14 protein-coding genes are annotated in these 15,320 nt (G+C 68.7%); 12 read left to right on the forward strand and 2 right to left on the reverse strand.

Annotated features, from left to right (window positions below; genetic code table 11):
* Positions 1 to 21: 21 nt before the first annotated feature.
* The 7 genes from AC5WRL_RS15435 to AC5WRL_RS15465 all read left to right on the forward strand — a co-directional run bounded on the left by AC5WRL_RS15435 (position 22) and on the right by AC5WRL_RS15465 (position 9,362).
* Positions 22 to 651, forward strand: coding sequence for an alpha/beta hydrolase family protein (locus AC5WRL_RS15435; protein ID WP_496089074.1), 630 nt, complete (start codon positions 22 to 24; stop codon positions 649 to 651).
* An 83-nt stretch (positions 652 to 734) separates the two neighbouring features.
* The gene (locus tag AC5WRL_RS15440; RefSeq protein ID WP_496089075.1) at positions 735 to 3,857 is read left to right on the forward strand and encodes an RHS repeat domain-containing protein; all 3,123 of its coding nucleotides are present in this window, start codon (positions 735 to 737) and stop codon (positions 3,855 to 3,857) included.
* Between the two features lie 817 nt (positions 3,858 to 4,674).
* Entirely contained in the window at positions 4,675 to 5,793 is a 1,119-nt protein-coding gene (gene proB / locus AC5WRL_RS15445; protein ID WP_496089076.1) for a glutamate 5-kinase, read from the forward strand.
* Between the two features lie 173 nt (positions 5,794 to 5,966).
* Complete coding sequence (locus AC5WRL_RS15450) at positions 5,967 to 6,326, forward strand: DUF8830 family protein (RefSeq protein ID WP_496089165.1); 360 nt, start codon at positions 5,967 to 5,969, stop codon at positions 6,324 to 6,326.
* Between the two features lie 43 nt (positions 6,327 to 6,369).
* Positions 6,370 to 7,644 (forward strand): glutamate-5-semialdehyde dehydrogenase, encoded by a 1,275-nt coding sequence (locus tag AC5WRL_RS15455; protein WP_496089077.1) that lies wholly within the window; start codon positions 6,370 to 6,372, stop codon positions 7,642 to 7,644.
* 50 nt (positions 7,645 to 7,694) lie between these two features.
* Positions 7,695 to 8,237, forward strand: coding sequence for an SCO2584 family spore wall biosynthesis protein (locus AC5WRL_RS15460; protein WP_496089078.1), 543 nt, complete (start codon positions 7,695 to 7,697; stop codon positions 8,235 to 8,237).
* A 39-nt stretch (positions 8,238 to 8,276) separates the two neighbouring features.
* A complete protein-coding gene (locus AC5WRL_RS15465; RefSeq protein WP_496089079.1) occupies positions 8,277 to 9,362 on the forward strand; it encodes an SCO2583 family membrane protein in 1,086 nt (361 codons plus the stop codon).
* On the opposite strand, the gene AC5WRL_RS15470 is transcribed toward AC5WRL_RS15465, so the two are convergent.
* Positions 9,307 to 10,473 carry a M48 family metallopeptidase gene (locus AC5WRL_RS15470; RefSeq protein ID WP_496089080.1) on the reverse strand — a complete coding sequence of 389 codons (1,167 nt, stop codon included), beginning with the start codon at positions 10,471 to 10,473 and terminating at the stop codon, positions 9,307 to 9,309. The two genes, AC5WRL_RS15465 and AC5WRL_RS15470, sit on opposite strands and share 56 nt — an antisense overlap.
* 151 nt (positions 10,474 to 10,624) lie before the next feature.
* On the opposite strand from AC5WRL_RS15470, the gene AC5WRL_RS15475 reads away from it, so the two are divergent.
* From AC5WRL_RS15475 to AC5WRL_RS15495, 5 genes are all read left to right on the forward strand, one after another.
* Complete coding sequence (locus tag AC5WRL_RS15475) at positions 10,625 to 10,780, forward strand: hypothetical protein (protein ID WP_496089081.1); 156 nt, start codon at positions 10,625 to 10,627, stop codon at positions 10,778 to 10,780.
* A 35-nt stretch (positions 10,781 to 10,815) separates the two neighbouring features.
* Positions 10,816 to 11,451 (forward strand): nicotinate-nucleotide adenylyltransferase, encoded by a 636-nt coding sequence (nadD, locus tag AC5WRL_RS15480; protein ID WP_496089082.1) that lies wholly within the window; start codon positions 10,816 to 10,818, stop codon positions 11,449 to 11,451.
* A 30-nt stretch (positions 11,452 to 11,481) separates the two neighbouring features.
* Positions 11,482 to 13,224, forward strand: a complete 1,743-nt coding sequence (locus tag AC5WRL_RS15485) for an LCP family protein (protein ID WP_496089083.1) — start codon at positions 11,482 to 11,484, stop codon at positions 13,222 to 13,224.
* 140 nt (positions 13,225 to 13,364) lie between these two features.
* On the forward strand, positions 13,365 to 13,796 hold the full coding sequence (gene rsfS, locus AC5WRL_RS15490; RefSeq protein ID WP_496089084.1) for a ribosome silencing factor: 432 nt from the start codon (positions 13,365 to 13,367) through the stop codon (positions 13,794 to 13,796).
* Positions 13,797 to 13,825: 29 nt separating this feature from the next.
* Entirely contained in the window at positions 13,826 to 14,443 is a 618-nt protein-coding gene (locus AC5WRL_RS15495) for a histidine phosphatase family protein (protein ID WP_496089085.1), read from the forward strand.
* Positions 14,444 to 14,464: 21 nt separating this feature from the next.
* Here the strand turns inward: AC5WRL_RS15495 and AC5WRL_RS15500 are convergent, their stop codons facing one another.
* A complete protein-coding gene (locus AC5WRL_RS15500) occupies positions 14,465 to 15,310 on the reverse strand; it encodes a helix-turn-helix transcriptional regulator (RefSeq protein WP_496089086.1) in 846 nt (281 codons plus the stop codon).
* Between the last annotated feature and the right edge of the window lie 10 nt (positions 15,311 to 15,320).

A 15,320-nucleotide genomic window follows, 5' to 3' on the forward strand; every position in this document is an offset into this window, starting at 1 on the left:
CTCGGGCGCAGACTGAACAGCATGATCGAGACAGTGCACACCCCGGTCGGAGAGGCCCGTATCACCTGGCACCGGGCGGCGGAGCCCCGTACGGTCCTCGCGCTCGGACACGGCGCGGGCGGCGGCATCGAGGCCCAGGACCTGGCGGCCCTCGCGGCGGCGCTGCCGGCCCGGGGGGTGACGGTCGCGCTGGTGGAACAGCCGTGGCGGGTGGCGGGCAAGCGGGTCGCACCGGCCCCCAAGACCCTGGACGCGGCCTGGCGGGCGCTGTGGCCGGCGCTGGAAGGCATGGAACTCCCGGTCATCGCCGGCGGACGCAGCGCGGGCGCCCGGGTGGCCTGCCGCACGGCGGCCGAACTGGGCGCACCCGCGGTCCTCGCCCTGGCTTTCCCCCTCCACCCGCCGGGCCGCCCGGAACGCTCCCGGGCGGAGGAACTCGCGGCGGTGAAGGCGCCGATGCTGATCATCCAGGGCGAGAACGACCCCTTCGGCACCCCCGACGAGTTCCCGGCCAAACTCAGACCGACCCCCGTCCCACACGCCAACCACACGTTCACCACCCCGAAATCGTCCCCGGTGACCCAGGCCGAGACGCTGCGCCTGCTGACGGCAGAAGCTATGGGGTGGCTGAGTGGCCTTCAGCTCGACTGAGGTCCACTGGCCCCTGACATGACCTTGTAAACGTGCACGTCATCACGTGATCACTTCACTCCCTTCATGAAGCCTTGCGCTATTTGCTCATCTCCGACGAGCGCTACGCGTATGACGGTGGGAACTACGGCGCCGCTCCCACTCTGGGCGATCTCACCCGGAGCGCGGTGCTGAAGGAGCACGACGGCACGACGGCGACCTACCTGGAATCCGCCAGGACACATGACGACTATGGTCGCGAACCGACCCTTACGGATCTTGCCGCCGATGTGACCGTCACCGGAGCGGACATCACCCGGCGGGCCCGTACGGACGGGCGGGTGAACACCACCTCCTTCAGCCCGGCGACGGGTTTCCCGACCCGCATGACGGAGACCACACCGCCGGCGACAGCGGGAGACACCGCTCCCGCTCAGCGCACGATCACGGAAGTCGAGCAGCGGCGCGGACTGCCGGTCAAGGTCACCGACACCAACGGCAAGGTGACAGATCTGGCCTACGACGCCTTCGGCCGCTCCACCAAGGTATGGCTGCCCGACCGGACAACCTCCGCCACCCCGAACTACGAATTCACCTACCGGTTCGCGGAGAACCAGCCTGTCGTGGTCGGTACGAGGACACTCGGCAATCGGGGCGTGCAGGACGCCTCGTATGTGCTGTACGACGGATTCCTGCGGGCTCGCCAGACCCAGGCCCCGGGGCCGAGGGGCGGCCGACTGCTGACTGACACGTTCTATGACGAACGCGGTCTGGTAGATAAGACCTTCGCTCCCTACTACAACATCAGTGCGCCCGCACAGAGCTTCTTCCTCCCCGGCCAAGACGCATCCGGGGTGGAGAGCCAGGTTCGTTACCGATACGACGGTCTTGGCCGGGAGATCCGACTGCGGGAAACCAACTCTCAGGGGCCCGTGCGCGCCGAATGGGAGTACGACACGGTGTCCGGTGCCCAGGGGGTTCTGGCGTCATCCACCCGCTACCAGAACGGCGACACCTACACCAACCGGGTTCTTGAGGTTGACGCCCTGTACCGGCCACTACGTACAGAGACAGAGATCCCCGAGAGCGAAGGTGCACTTGCCGGACGCTATGAGATGGCTACGAAATATGCCGCGTCCGGTAAACCGGAGGAGATCCGCTATCCGGCGGCGGGCCGGCTACCGGCGATGACCCTCCAGCCGACGTACGAGAACGGCACGCTCCGCCAGACGGATCTGCGGACGCCGCAGCGGCTGCATGTGGAGAGCAGCTATACCAACTCGGGGAAACCCCAGTTCTTCCAACTGTGGGTGGACTATGCCTTCGACGAAAGCGTCACCGTAGCCAACACCTATGAATGGGGGACGCAACGGCTCAAGGCGGTCCAAGCGACTGCATTCATGGTTCCGGGCCGGTTGCGGAACGAGGTGTACGAATACGACCAGGCGGGTAACGTCCTCTCGGTCTCCAACGCCACGGGAACGGGTTCCGAGATCCAGTGCTTCCAGTACGACTACCTTCGTCGGCTGACCGAGGCATGGACGCAGGGCGGCAGTACGAACTGCGCCGCGTCACCGACACGGAATACTCTGGCCGGCCCCGCTCCTTACTGGCACTCCTACACGTACGACAAGGTAGGCAACCGGCTCACCGAGACGCTCCACGAGCAGAGTGTCGAGCGTTCCTACCAGTACCCGGAGGCGGGTGAATCACAACCGCACACGGTGACCTCGGTCATCGAGGAGGCCCCGGGCATTCGCGCGCTGGAGGAATATGGCTACGACGAGGCCGGCAACACTGTCTCCCGGCAGATCGGCGGCGATACCCAGGAGTTGACCTGGAGCGCTGAGGGCGGCCTTGAACGGGTTGAGGAAGCCGATGGTTCGGTCACCGAATACCTCTACGACGCGGCTGGTCAACGCCTGATCGGGCGGACGTCAACCGAGACTGCGCTCTACCTCGGGCACACCGAAGTCACGGTGGCCAAGGGGTCGTCGACGGCTCGCGGTACCCGTTATGTTGATGCCGGTGGTGGGCACATGGTCATCTTCGAGGACAACGGTGACATCTCCTTCAGCCTCGCCGACCACCACGGAACGGGCCAGGTGGCGGTGGACGGCTTCACGATGGAGGTCAACCACCGCCGTACTCTCCCCTGCGGAGAGGATCGCGGTACTTCGCCGGCCTACTGGCCGGGTACAAGGGGTTTCGTCGGCGGCACGACGGACACCTCCACCGGCCTGACGCACTTGGGGGCCCGCGAATACGACCCATCCCTGGGCCGCTTCATCTCCCTTGACCCAGTGATGGACCTGACAGACCCCCAACAACTTCACGGGTACACCTACGGCAACAGCAATCCCCTCACCTATAGCGACCCGACCGGCCTCCTTCCGAAAGGTGCGAAATCCGGAAAAGGGATAGGTGGCAGTAAGCAATCCATGGGTAAGTCGGTTGCTTTGTCCAGAGGAAAAGGAAATGCCACAGGAGTGGTTCGGAGTGCGTCAACAGCACGCCAGGCTGTATCAAAATCTGGCCGCAGGGGGGTCTCCCTGGGTCGATCTGTGGCAAGATCTCCTCAGCAGTGGCGTGTTGACACCAACTGCAATGCGGCCTGCCAGGCGGTATTGAGTACCAACCGGCGTGGATTGCAGTATACGAGTACGGAGGTATATGGCCGAAATGTTGTCCTTCTCTGGCTGGTCGGTGCCTCGCCGAGTAGCTGGCACTTCACCAAATCCGACGCATTCACTTCAGAAGTTCGTGCACAGCGCCATATCGCCAACGTAAAGTCCAGGCTGAGTGAAGTGGCCTCTTCTCTGAGTGTTGGAGATCTGCTCGATGGCAGCGAGTGGGATTATCGCCTCTCTGATCTATCTCGGGCGGAGCGGGAAATTCTGAAGGCGCGCGACAAGCGCGCACTGCTCGGGGAAGGGAATTCGTCACACGTTGCCCTCGGGTCCTATAAGTTGAATGTTCGCATTGACGGAATCAATAGAGATGCTGGATATATGGACGTCACATTCCGGGTCATTGATACGATGAATATCGAGTCCGCAATAAGGTCGACCGCAGATGAAGGCTATTCTGATGGCGCGGCCGACAGAGATCTAGAGCTCTACTCGAATAGGGCTCGCGAGATTTTCCCTGACGGGGGTCAGCAGGATGTTGATATCGAAATGATCTGGATGGATCGGATCAATATTGCGAGAATGGACAAGTTTTAATGAGGCCTTTCTCGGTGAGCCGAGGTTGCATCGCTATCGCGCTGGTGGTTGCTGGTTCTTCTGCCTGTGCTCCTGATGGGGAAGGCGTCAACAGCGCGGGAAAGTCGGACAGGGTGACCTTGCGGGCTGCTGATGTGGCGGGTGATTGGCGCGCGGTAAAGGGGGATGGCGGGATCTCATTCCTGGAAGATGGGAGCTTCCTTGTCCATGGCCGCATGTGCGGGATACTTGTGCAAGGGCTGGATGGAGAAAGAGGTGGGAGTGAATCGGAAATAGTCGGGAGATGGAATATTGAGACCATTGGCGAAAGGAGAAATGATTGGGTTGCATTGGAATTTCCTCGGGGTGCTTGCGTAGAGGGGGTCCTGACGACCGGCCTGGACTCTCGTAATATTGATGACGAGATAGAGCTCTATATCTGGAGGGACGCGAGAATTCCCGAGGAACAAGTGTTTCTCAAAGAGAGCTCGGAAAGCGCTGACGATTAAAACGCGACAAGATTTCCGGGTCATCTGGTGCGTGCCCTACTGAAAATTCCGACAGGGTTGCGAATTGTCGTTCTCCTGCTCACGGTTCAAGGTGTCTTTATCATCGTCCGCCTGTCGCCATTCTGGAAGCCGCATGGCTTTTTGATAATCTCGTCGGTAAGTTTCTTTTTCGTCGGCCTTGTCGGAGGCTCGCTTCGCCTGGAGCGAGAGATGCGGCGTGCGCGAGACGGTAAGGCGTTGGACGGGGAGAAGCCTGGCGGTGAGTGACCCGGCCGGTGGCGTAGGTTGCTGGGGTACGTGGGTTTTGGGCTAGTGGCAAGGTGCGGTCGGTGGGTGTGGTGCGGCAGGGGGTTGTGGGGGCTCGGCGGGTGGTGGTCAAGGTGGGGTCTTCGTCCTTGACCACGGCGGCGGGGGGGCTCGATGCCGATCGGGTGGACGCTCTCGTCGATGTGCTGGTGAAGCAGGAGGACCGGCAGATCGTGCTGGTGTCCTCCGGCGCCATCGCCGCCGGGCTCGCGCCGCTCGGGTTCGCCCGGCGGCCGGCCGATCTGGCGCGGCAGCAGGCCGCCGCCAGCGTGGGGCAGGGGCTGCTGCTCGCCCGGTACACCGCCTCGTTCGCGCGGTACGGGCGGCGGGTCGGGCAGGTGCTGCTCACCTCCGACGACACCAGCCGGCGGGCGCACTACCGCAACGCCTACCGGACGCTCGACCAGCTGCTGGAGCTGGGGGTGGTGCCCGTGGTCAATGAGAACGACACGGTCGCCACCGATGAGATCCGGTTCGGGGACAATGACCGGCTCGCGGCGCTTGTGGCGCATCTGGTCCGGGCTGATCTGCTGGTTCTTCTTTCCGATGTCGACGGTCTCTATGACGGGGACCCCCGGCGGCCCGGGGCCCGGCGGATCGAGGAGGTGGCCGGGCCCGAGGATCTGGTGGGGGTCGAGATCGGGAAGGCCGGGAAGTCGGGGGTGGGGACCGGGGGGATGGTCACCAAGGTGGAGGCCGCCTCCATCGCCACCGAGGCCGGCATTCCTGTCGTGCTGACCTCGGCCGGGCACGCCGGTGAAGCGCTCGCGGGCCTTGACACCGGCACCTTCTTCCATGCCACCGGGCGGCGCTCCGCCGGGCGGCTGCTCTGGCTGGCGCACGCCTCCGTGCCCCGGGGGGCCGTCTTTCTGGACGAGGGTGCCGTGCGCGCCATCACCGAGCGGGGCAGTTCACTGCTGCCCGCCGGCATCACCGCGGTCGAAGGGGAGTTCACCGCGGGAGAACCGATCGAACTGCGGGACGGTGCCGGGCAGGCCGTCGCGCGCGGGCTGGTCAACTTCGACGCGCGGGAGATTCCCCAGCTCATCGGGCGGTCCACGCACGAGCTGGCCCGCGAACTGGGCCCCGCGTACGAAAGAGAGGTCGTCCACCGTGATGACCTTGTGCTGATGCGGGCATAAGCCTTTCCGGCAAGGATCCAGGAAACGGCCCCACGGCCGCGCATGAGCTGGTCAACTTTGAGACGCGGTCCTTGCGCGTCGGACCGGCACCATGTCAGTACCACGTCAGGAGGCTGCCGGTGAGACGACTGGCCAGCGTCGGAGAGCAGCGCCAGCAGGCCACCACCCGCACCATCGCCGGCGAGCGGGAGGCCGCCCGGCTGTGGCACATCACCCTCAGCGTCGCCGGGAGCACGGTCGCGCTGAGCGAGGTGCGCCGGGGGCTTGAGCGGCTGGCGCACGATCATCCGTTTCTGCTCACCAGCCGCTACGCCTGCGATCACGCCGAGATCCGGTACTGGGAGGAGGCCCGCGATCTGCACGACGCCGCAGCCGTGGCGCTGCGGCTGTGGGGCGAGCACCGGCGGACCGCACAGCTGCCGCCGTGGGAGATCGTCGGGCTTGAGGTCATCGGGCGCGAGACGTACCACCAGCGCATCGCCGAGGGGAGCGGGCCGCCCCGGGCCGTTCCGGTGGGGGTGCACCCCTTCTGACCGGCGGCGCGGTCGCCCGGTCCCGCGCGGTTACGCTGGTGGCATGAGCAGTGTCGTGGATTCTCCTGTCATCGCTACCGCCCGGCGGGCCCGGGAAGCCGCCGCCGAGCTGGCTCCGCTGCCGCGTGCCGTACGGGACGCGGCGCTGCTGGCCATCGCCGACGCGCTGGAGGCCAGGAGCGCGGAGATTGTCGCCGCCAACTCTGTTGATGTGGAGCGGGCCCGGGAGAACGGGACGGCGGCCGGCATCGTCGACCGGCTGACGCTCACCCCGCAGCGGGTCGCCGCCATCGCCGCCGATGTGCGGGACGTGGTGGCGCTCCCGGATCCGGTGGGGGAGGTCGTCCGCGGTTCCACGCTGCCGAACGGCCTGGAGCTGCGGCAGGTGCGGGTGCCGCTCGGGGTGGTCGGGATCATTTACGAGGCCAGGCCGAATGTCACCGTGGACGCCGCCGCGCTGTGTCTGAAATCGGGGAACGCTGTGCTGCTGCGGGGGTCTTCCTCCGCCTACGCGTCCAACGCGGCCATCGTCGGGGTGCTGCGGGATGCGGTGGCCTCGGTGGGGGTGCCCGCCGACGCCGTGCAGCTGGTGCCGGGGGAGAGCCGGGATTCCGTGCGGGAGTTGATGACGGCGCGGGGGCTCGTCGATGTGCTCATTCCGCGCGGTGGGGCCTCGCTCATCCAGACCGTGGTGAATGAGTCCACGGTTCCGGTGATCGAGACCGGTGTGGGCAATTGTCACGTCTATGTCGATGAGAGCGCCGATCTTGAGATGGCGCTCAGGATTCTGGTGAACTCCAAGGCGCAGCGGCCCTCCGTGTGCAACTCCGCCGAGACCGTCCTCGTACACTCCGCGATCGCCGAGCGGTTCGTGCCGCTCGCGCTGGCCGCGCTCGCCGAGGCCGGGGTCACCGTGCACGGGGACGAGCAGTGGGCCAAGGCCGGGGAGCAGGCGGGTGTTCCGGTGCGTGAGGTCACCGATGAGGACTGGGGGAGTGAATATCTCAGTCTCGACATCGCCGCCGGTGTCGTGGACGACCTGGACGCGGCGGTGGCCCACATCCGGCGCTGGACCAGCGGGCACACCGAGGCCATCGTGGCGCGGGACGCGGGCGCCATCCGGCGGTTCACCGCGCGGATGGACTCGGCGGCCGTCATGGTCAACGCCTCGACCCGGTTCACGGATGGCGGACAGTTCGGCTTCGGGGCCGAGATCGGCATCTCCACCCAGAAGTTGCACTCCAGGGGCCCGATGGGGCTGCCCGAGCTGACCTCGACCACCTATGTCGTCACCGGAGACGGTCACACCCGCGAGTGAATTCCCGGCGACCCTCCCCCCGCGCCGCCAATCCGCCTACGCTGGACAGCGTGCCGGATGACGTGGGGGGCCTGCCGTTCCCGGACGGAGACAGGCCAGACAGCCAGGACCGCGGTGCCGCCGATGAGGTCTTCGCCTCGGTGGTGCTCGACGACGACTTTGTCCAAGCCGCCGAGATCCATGAACCGACCGCCGCCGAGCGGATTCTGTACGCCGCCCTGGAACGGGCCGAATCCGAGGCCGCCGAGGCCCAGGGGCTGTACTGCGAGCAGGACGACGACGAGGGGCGGTTCGACCGCTCCGACTACTTGCGCTATCTCCCGCCCGAGGAGGAGGACGAGGAGGAGGCGCCCCTCGGCGCTGACTTCTCCGTCGCGCCGCCCCCGCCCGGCCCCGCGATAGCCGGGCCCGCGCACAGCGCTCCGCCGCCGGTGTGGCGGCCGGTGCGCTGGCAGCGGCCGGTGGCCTGTGTGCTGGCCGTGGTCATGGGGATCAGTGTGATCGCCTTCGCCCTCATAGCCGTTCAGCGGTCGGGCGATCAGGACGGTATGCCGCCGGCCAGCGAGCAGGACGGGCCCGAGGACGGCTCGTAAGGGGTGTCGGCGCCCTGCCGGTGACCGTACTCTGGTCGGGTGGCCGGGCGTTCGGACCCCGGGGGTGTCCCGGGCAGTGGCGACGAGGAGTACGCGTCGACCGTCTTCGACGAGTCGTTTGTCAACGCTGCCCGCTTGCAGGAGTTCTCGGCGCGGGAACGGCTTGAGGACCACGGTACGGCCGTACGCAGCCGCAAGCCGGAGCGCACGGTGCCCCGGCAGGGGCTGGCGCTCGGCGTCATCATTCTGCTGGCGTTCGCCGCCGCCGTCTATCTGGGGAACGGCAACCCCTATGGCGAGGACGGGGTGCACGCCATTCAGCCCCCGCTGACCACGCTGGTGCCGCTGGCGCCCGCCGAGGTGGTGCCCGGCTCGGTGGACACGGCGAAGCTGTTCGAGAGCAGCCCGGCCGAGGGGTTCGGCTCGGGCGCGGCCGGGGTGCTGCTGCCCGACGCGCGGGCCACCGCGCACTTCTCCCGCGACCAGGTGCTGACCGCGCTGATCCTGGCCAAGGAGTACGTCGTGGCCAGCGCCCTCACCCACGACGTGCTCACCGGGGCCACGGTGGCGCCCGTACGGGAGCTGCTGGATCCGCAGCAACGGCGGCAGCTGGACCGGGCGGTCAGCGGCGGGGTGGCGGTGTCGCCCCTCACGGCGTGGCTGGTGAGCTTCGATCCGCTGGAGGTGGAGCTGGCCGATCCGCAGGTGCGGATCCAGGGCACCTTCGCCTTCGCCGAGAGCGCCGACGATGTGCTTCAGGTGACCGCGCACCATGTCGCGGTGTACGCGGTGCGCCCGGTCGGCGGGACGCTGCTGGAGCCGGAGCCGGCCACGCTGTTCACGGTGCGGCGGGAGGTGGTGATGCTGTTCGCCGAGGACGGTCTTGAGGAACGCACCGTCATTCTGCGGCAGACGGATCTGCTGGCCGGGCCGATGGACTGCGGGGTGGATCCGGATGTGCCGCTGCGGCCGTTGCTGGCGGGGGAGCGGGCGGGGGACTCGCGGCCGGCCGGCACCGATCCGTACACCGCCGATGCCGACCACATTCCGTTGTGCGGGGCGCTTGACCCTACGGCGTTGCCGAGCCCGGGTCCGGATCCGGAGCCTGCGGCCCGGGACCTTTAGGGCTGTTGCCGTTGCCGCCGCTGGTGTTGTTGCTGTTGCGGCCGGTCGCGAAGTCGCGGATCCTGCCGCCGAGATCGCTCGCCCCGCCGGCCACGTCCGAGACCAGCTTCATGAGCGGGTCCTTGCTGGACTTCACCGACTGGGTGTAGTGGCCCGCCGATTCGCGGAACGAACCGCTGACGGACGCGTCCGCGTCGGTGTCGCGCCGCTGATAGTGGCCGTCCATGATGCGCTGGTAGTCGCGGCTCGCGGCCCACTTGTGCAGTTCGGCGGCGCGGACGGCGGCGAAGGGGTGGGTGCGCGGCAGCACGTTGAGGATCTTCAGCACCGAGTCGCGCAGATCGCCGCCCGCCTCGTACTCCTTGGCCTGCTCCAGGAACGCGTCGACGTTCATGTGGTGCAGATGGTTGCCACCCGCCAGCTTCATCAGCCCGCGCAGTGACGCCTGCGGGTCCTGGCCGACCAGCAGTCCGGCCCGGTCGGCGGAGAGTTCGGACTTGCGGAACCACTCGCGCAGCGCCGTGACGATGCCCATGATCGCGATGTTGCCGAGCGGGATCCAGGCGACGCGGACGGCGATGCTGGTGAGGAAGAGCAGAATGGTGCGGTAGACGGCGTGGCCGGAGAGGGCGTGGCCCACCTCGTGGCCGATGACGGCCCGCATCTCGTCCTCGTCGAGGAGTTCGACGAGCCCGGTGGTGAGCACGATGATGGGCTGCTCCAGGCCGATGCACATGGCGTTCGGCTTGGGGTCCTGGGTGACGTACATCGGCGGGACCGTTTCCAGGTCCAGGATGTCGCAGGCTTCCACGAGGAGTTGGTGGAGGTGTGCGAACTGCCGCTCGTCCACCCGGACCGAGTCGGACAGGAACATCAGGCGCAGGCTGCGCTCGGGGAGCATGCCGCTGAGCGCTTTGAAGACGGTGTCGAAGCCGGTCAGCTTGCGGAGCGCGACCAGGGCGGATCGGTCGGCGGGGTGTTCGTAGGTGCGGGAGGATATGCCGGGGAAGCGGCGGCGGTTGCGGCCGGGGAGCCGCTCGTGACCGACGTCCGCCGGGTCGGGGTCGGGTGTGTGGTCCGCTCCGGCGGTTGATCCGTTGTCGTCGCTCATCGGGCCCCCTGGTGAAGTCTGCTCTCGTCGGCGCCGGGCGCGGCTTTCCCCACTGCATCGCACTCCAGCGGTGGGGGCAAGAGGCCGTGACGGACGCGTCCGCTTACGATGAGCCTACGTCTCCGTCGTCTCGTTCCGGATAGGTCCGCCCATGAGCCTGCCCAGCAGCACCGCCGAAGCCCTGATCACGCTCGCCAACGAGGGGGGCGGACACGACAGCCTCAATCCGTACGCGATCGGCGGCGGCGCGCTCGGCGCGCTGCTCCTGCTGCTGTGGATCACCACGCGCCTCAACCGGGACCGCTAGGCCGCAGGGCCTCTCCAGCAGTCAGGGATCCGCTTATGGGAGACGGGATAACCGCCAGGAGGCGGCGGCTCGGTGTGATGGGCGGGACGTTCGACCCGGTCCATCACGGCCACCTGGTCGCCGCCAGTGAGGTGGCGGCCCGGTTCCACCTCGACGAGGTCATCTTCGTGCCGACCGGGCAGCCGTGGCAGAAGGAACACCGGCAGGTCTCGGCCGCCGAGGACCGGTATCTGATGACGGTCATCGCGACCGCGTCCAATCCGCAGTTCTCGGTCAGCCGGATCGACATCGACCGCGGCGGCAAGACGTACACCATCGACACGCTGCGGGATCTGCGGGAGCTCCACAAGGACGCGGATCTGTTCTTCATCACCGGCGCGGACGCGCTCGCCCAGATCCTCAGCTGGCGGGACGCGCCGGAGCTGTTCTCGCTGGCCCATTTCATCGGGGTCACCCGGCCGGGGCACACCCTCGCCGACCCGGGGCTGCCCAACGGCGGGGTCTCCCTGGTGGAGGTGCCCGCGCTGGCGATCTCCTCCACCGATTGCCGGGAGCGGGTCGCCCGCGGGGACCCGGTCTGGTATCTGGTGCCGGACGGGGTGGTGCGCTACATCAACAAGCGCGCCCTCTACCGGGACGGGGACCTTGATCTTCCGGAGCGGACAGGCTGAACCGGCTGAGGGGCTGAAGGGGCGGCACGGGTGAACGACCGACAAGATCCGTACGGGCAGATCTACGGCTATGACGAGTACGGGCGCCCGCTGTACCAGCAGGGGGCCGGGGGCGGTTCGGGGCAGCAGCAGGAGCAGTACTACCAGCAGCAGCCGCAGTTCCAGGAACCGCAGCCGTACGACCAGCCGTACGACCAGTCGGGGTACGCGTACGACCCCTATCAGCAGCAACAGCAACAGCAACAGCCGTCGCAGCAACCGCAGCAGCACCAGTACCCGGGGTACGAGGGCTATCAGCAGGGCTCGTACGACTGGGGGAGCGGGCAGCAGCCGCAGGTTGTCGAGGACCCCTACCAGGGGTACGGGACCGGGGAGCAGCAGGTCGTCGCCGAGCCGGTGGACGCGACGCCGGCCGCGGGCGTACCGCAGCAGCGGCAGCCGGAGCCGGGACCGGAGTCCGGGACCGGGATCGGGACCGGGACCGAACCCGAGGCCGGCCGGGAGCCTGAGCCGGGCGCGAAGGACTACGCCACCGAGCAGTTCGCCTTCATCGAGGAGGAGAACACCGACTCGGAAGACGTCATCGACTGGCTGAAGTTCAGCGAGAGCCGCACCGAGCGCCGCGAGGAGGCCAAGCGGCGCGGCCGGGGCCGGGTACGGCTGCTGGTCATCGCTCTGGTGCTGGCCCTGGTCGGCTCGGTGGGCGCGCTGTGGGCGACCGACCGGCTGCCGTTCCTGTCCGGGCCGGGCGGGGACGAGGAGGGGTCGGTGGAGGCCCAGAAGCGCGATGTGATCATCGTGCACCTGCGGGAGCTGGACGGGGAGACCGCCTCCACCGCGCTGCTCGTCGCCAATGAGACCACCGGCGGCGGCTACACCGTCCTGCTTCCCGGCGATCTGACCATCACCCCGGACGGCGGCACCACCACCCTCGGCCAGGCCGTCACCCAGGAGGCGGCCGGGTCCGTACGGGAGGCGGCGGGCTATCTGCTCGGCGCCGACATCAAGGGGACCTGGCGGCTCGGCAGCCCCTACCTGGAGACCCTGGTCGATCTGCTCGGCGGCATCACCGTCAGCACCGACACCGAGGTGCCCGGCAAGAAGGACGGGGACGATCCGCTGGTGCCGCTGGGCGAGAAGGTGTCGCTGAACGGGGAGGCGGCGGTCGCCTACGTGACGTACCGGGCGCCGGAGGAGCCGGAGAACGCCCGCCTTGAGCGGTTCGGGCAGGTGCTGGCCGGGATGCTGGCGAAGATGCCCACCGGCGCGGAGGGCGCGACCCGCACCATCCACGCGGTCGGGCTGATCGCCGACCCCTCGCTCTCCGAGGAGGAGCTGGCGCTGAGCCTGGCCCAGCTGGGCGGCTACGCGCAGGACGACGCGTACGAGACGGTGCTGCTGCCGGTGGAGAGCGACGGGACGCTGAGCACCGAGACCGCCGAGGGCCTGGTGCTTGACGTGCTGGGCGGCACGGTCGTGAACGCCGACCCGGGGGCCGCGCTGCGGATCTCGGTCACCGACGCGACCGGCAGCGAGGCGGGCGGCGAGACCGCCCGGGTGGCGCTGATCAACGGCGGATTCTCGGTCGTGGACAGCCGCACGGCGGGGGAGACCGCCGAGACCTCGCGGGTGATGTACGCGGCGGAGGAGCACCGGGACACGGCGCTGGAGGCCGCCAGGACGCTGGGCCTTCCGGAGGACGTGGTGCAGGCGGGCGACGGCGCGCCGAACGCCGATGTGACCATCGTGCTGGGCGAGGACTACGGGGAGTAGCGGTGGCGGGCGGGCTCAGGGGTAAACCGGGCTGAGCCTGTCAGTGGGGCGTGAGATCCTGGGGTGGACATCGCCGGAGAAACGCGCCGGCGCTGCCGGACCACCACCACCGCCGCCGTAATGATGGAGAAGCTTCGCCTGTGACCGCAACGGATCGCGCCACCGAGCTGATCGAGGCCGCCGCCCAGGCCGCGGCCGACAAGCTGGCGCACGACATCATCGCCTACGACGTCAGCGACGTCCTCGCCATCACCGACGCCTTCCTGCTCGCGTCGGCGCCCAACGACCGGCAGGTCAAGGCCATCGTCGAGGGCATCGAGGAGACGCTCAACAAGGAGCTGGGCGCCAAGCCGGTACGCCGCGAGGGCGAGCGGGACGGCCGCTGGGTGCTGCTGGACTACGTGGACATCGTGGTGCATGTGCAGCACGCCGAGGAGCGGGTGTTCTACGCGCTGGAGCGGCTGTGGAAGGACTGCCCGCAGCTGGAGCTGCCCGAGGACGCCAAGGCGACCCGCGGCAAGGCGGCGGCGCACGCCGGCGAGGGCACCGAGCCGGGCGGTGAGTTCAGCTGAGCCCGGCGCGCGGCCCCGGCCGGCGGATCGTGCTGTGGCGGCACGGCCAGACCGCCTGGAATCTGGAGAACCGCTTCCAGGGCTCCCTGGACATCGAACTCACCGAGACCGGCGTCGCCCAGGCCAGGCGGGCCGCGCGGCTGCTGGCCGGGCTTTCCCCGCACGCGATCATCGCCTCCGACCTGAGCCGGACCCGCGCCACCGCGGCCGAGCTGTCGGCCGTCACCGGGCTGCCGGTCAGCCATGACGAGGCGCTGCGCGAGACCTATGCGGGCGAGTGGCAGGGGCTGACGCACGAGGAGATCAAGGCGCGCTTCGGCGAGCAGTACGCGGCGTGGAAGCGCGGCGAGCCGGTGCGGCGGGGCGGTGGCGAGCTGGAGACGGAGGTCGCCGACCGGGCGGCGCCGCTGGTGGAGCGCACGGTGGAGAAGCTGCCGCCGGGCGGGGTGCTGGTGGTGGTCAGCCACGGCGGGACGATCCGTACCACCATCGGCCGGCTGATCGGGCTGGCGCCGCCCACCTGGGAGGCGCTGGGCGGGCTCTCCAACTGCTGCTGGTCGGTGCTGGGCGAGAGCGTACGGGGCTGGCGGCTGCTGGAGCACAACGCGGGCTCCCTGCCGGAGCCGGTCATCGGCGACGACGTCTGAGCGGCGTCCGGGGCGGCGGTCTCAGCGGGTGAGCGCCGCCACCCGGCGGCGGCTGGTCTCGTCGAGCGGCGTGTAGACGACCATGCGCGCCTCGGGCAGCCCGTCGACGCTCAGCGACACCGAGTTCATCCGGATCTCGCCGTCCAGCGGATGCCGGAACGTCTTCAGCCGCGGTCCCGGCGGCAGCACCGCGCCGTCCGCCCACATCGTGGCGAAGTCCTCGCTCGCCGCGCTCAGTTCCCGGATGAACCGCTCCCACGCCGGCTCCCCGACGTGGCGGCCGTACGCCTCCCGGAAGGTCGCCACCATCAGGCGCAGCTCCTCCTCGGGGAACATCGCCGGAGTGCGGCTCAGGGGAGCGGTGAACAGCCGCCACAGCGCGTTCCTCGGGCCCTCGCACGGCGCGGGGGACGCCACCCCGAACAGGGCGGTGTACACGGAATTGCTCGCCAGGACGTCGAAGCGGGCGCTGTAGATCACGGCGGGCAGCGGCTCCAGCGCGGCCAGCACGATCCGCACCCCGTCGCCGACCGGCGCGCCCGCCTCGTCGGCCGCCCCGGGGCCCGGCGCGTACGGGGTGCCGGCCAGCCCGTACAGATGGCGACGCTCCGCCTCGTCCAGCCGCAGGGTGCGGGCCACCGCGTCCAGCACCTGGCCGCTGGCGTTGATCCGGCGGCCCTGCTCAAGCCACGTGTACCAGGTGACCCCGACCCCGGCCAGCAGCGCGACCTCCTCGCGGCGCAGCCCGGGGGTGCGGCGGCGCGGGCCGGGCGGCATGCCGACGTCGGCGGGGGTGATCCGTGCCCGCCGGCCGCGCAGAAAGGCCGCCAGCTCGGTTCGGCGCCCGGGTGGTGTCGCCACGGTCATGCTCCCCACT

The sequence above is a fragment of the Streptomyces sp. NTD107 genome, from assembly GCF_059510435.1.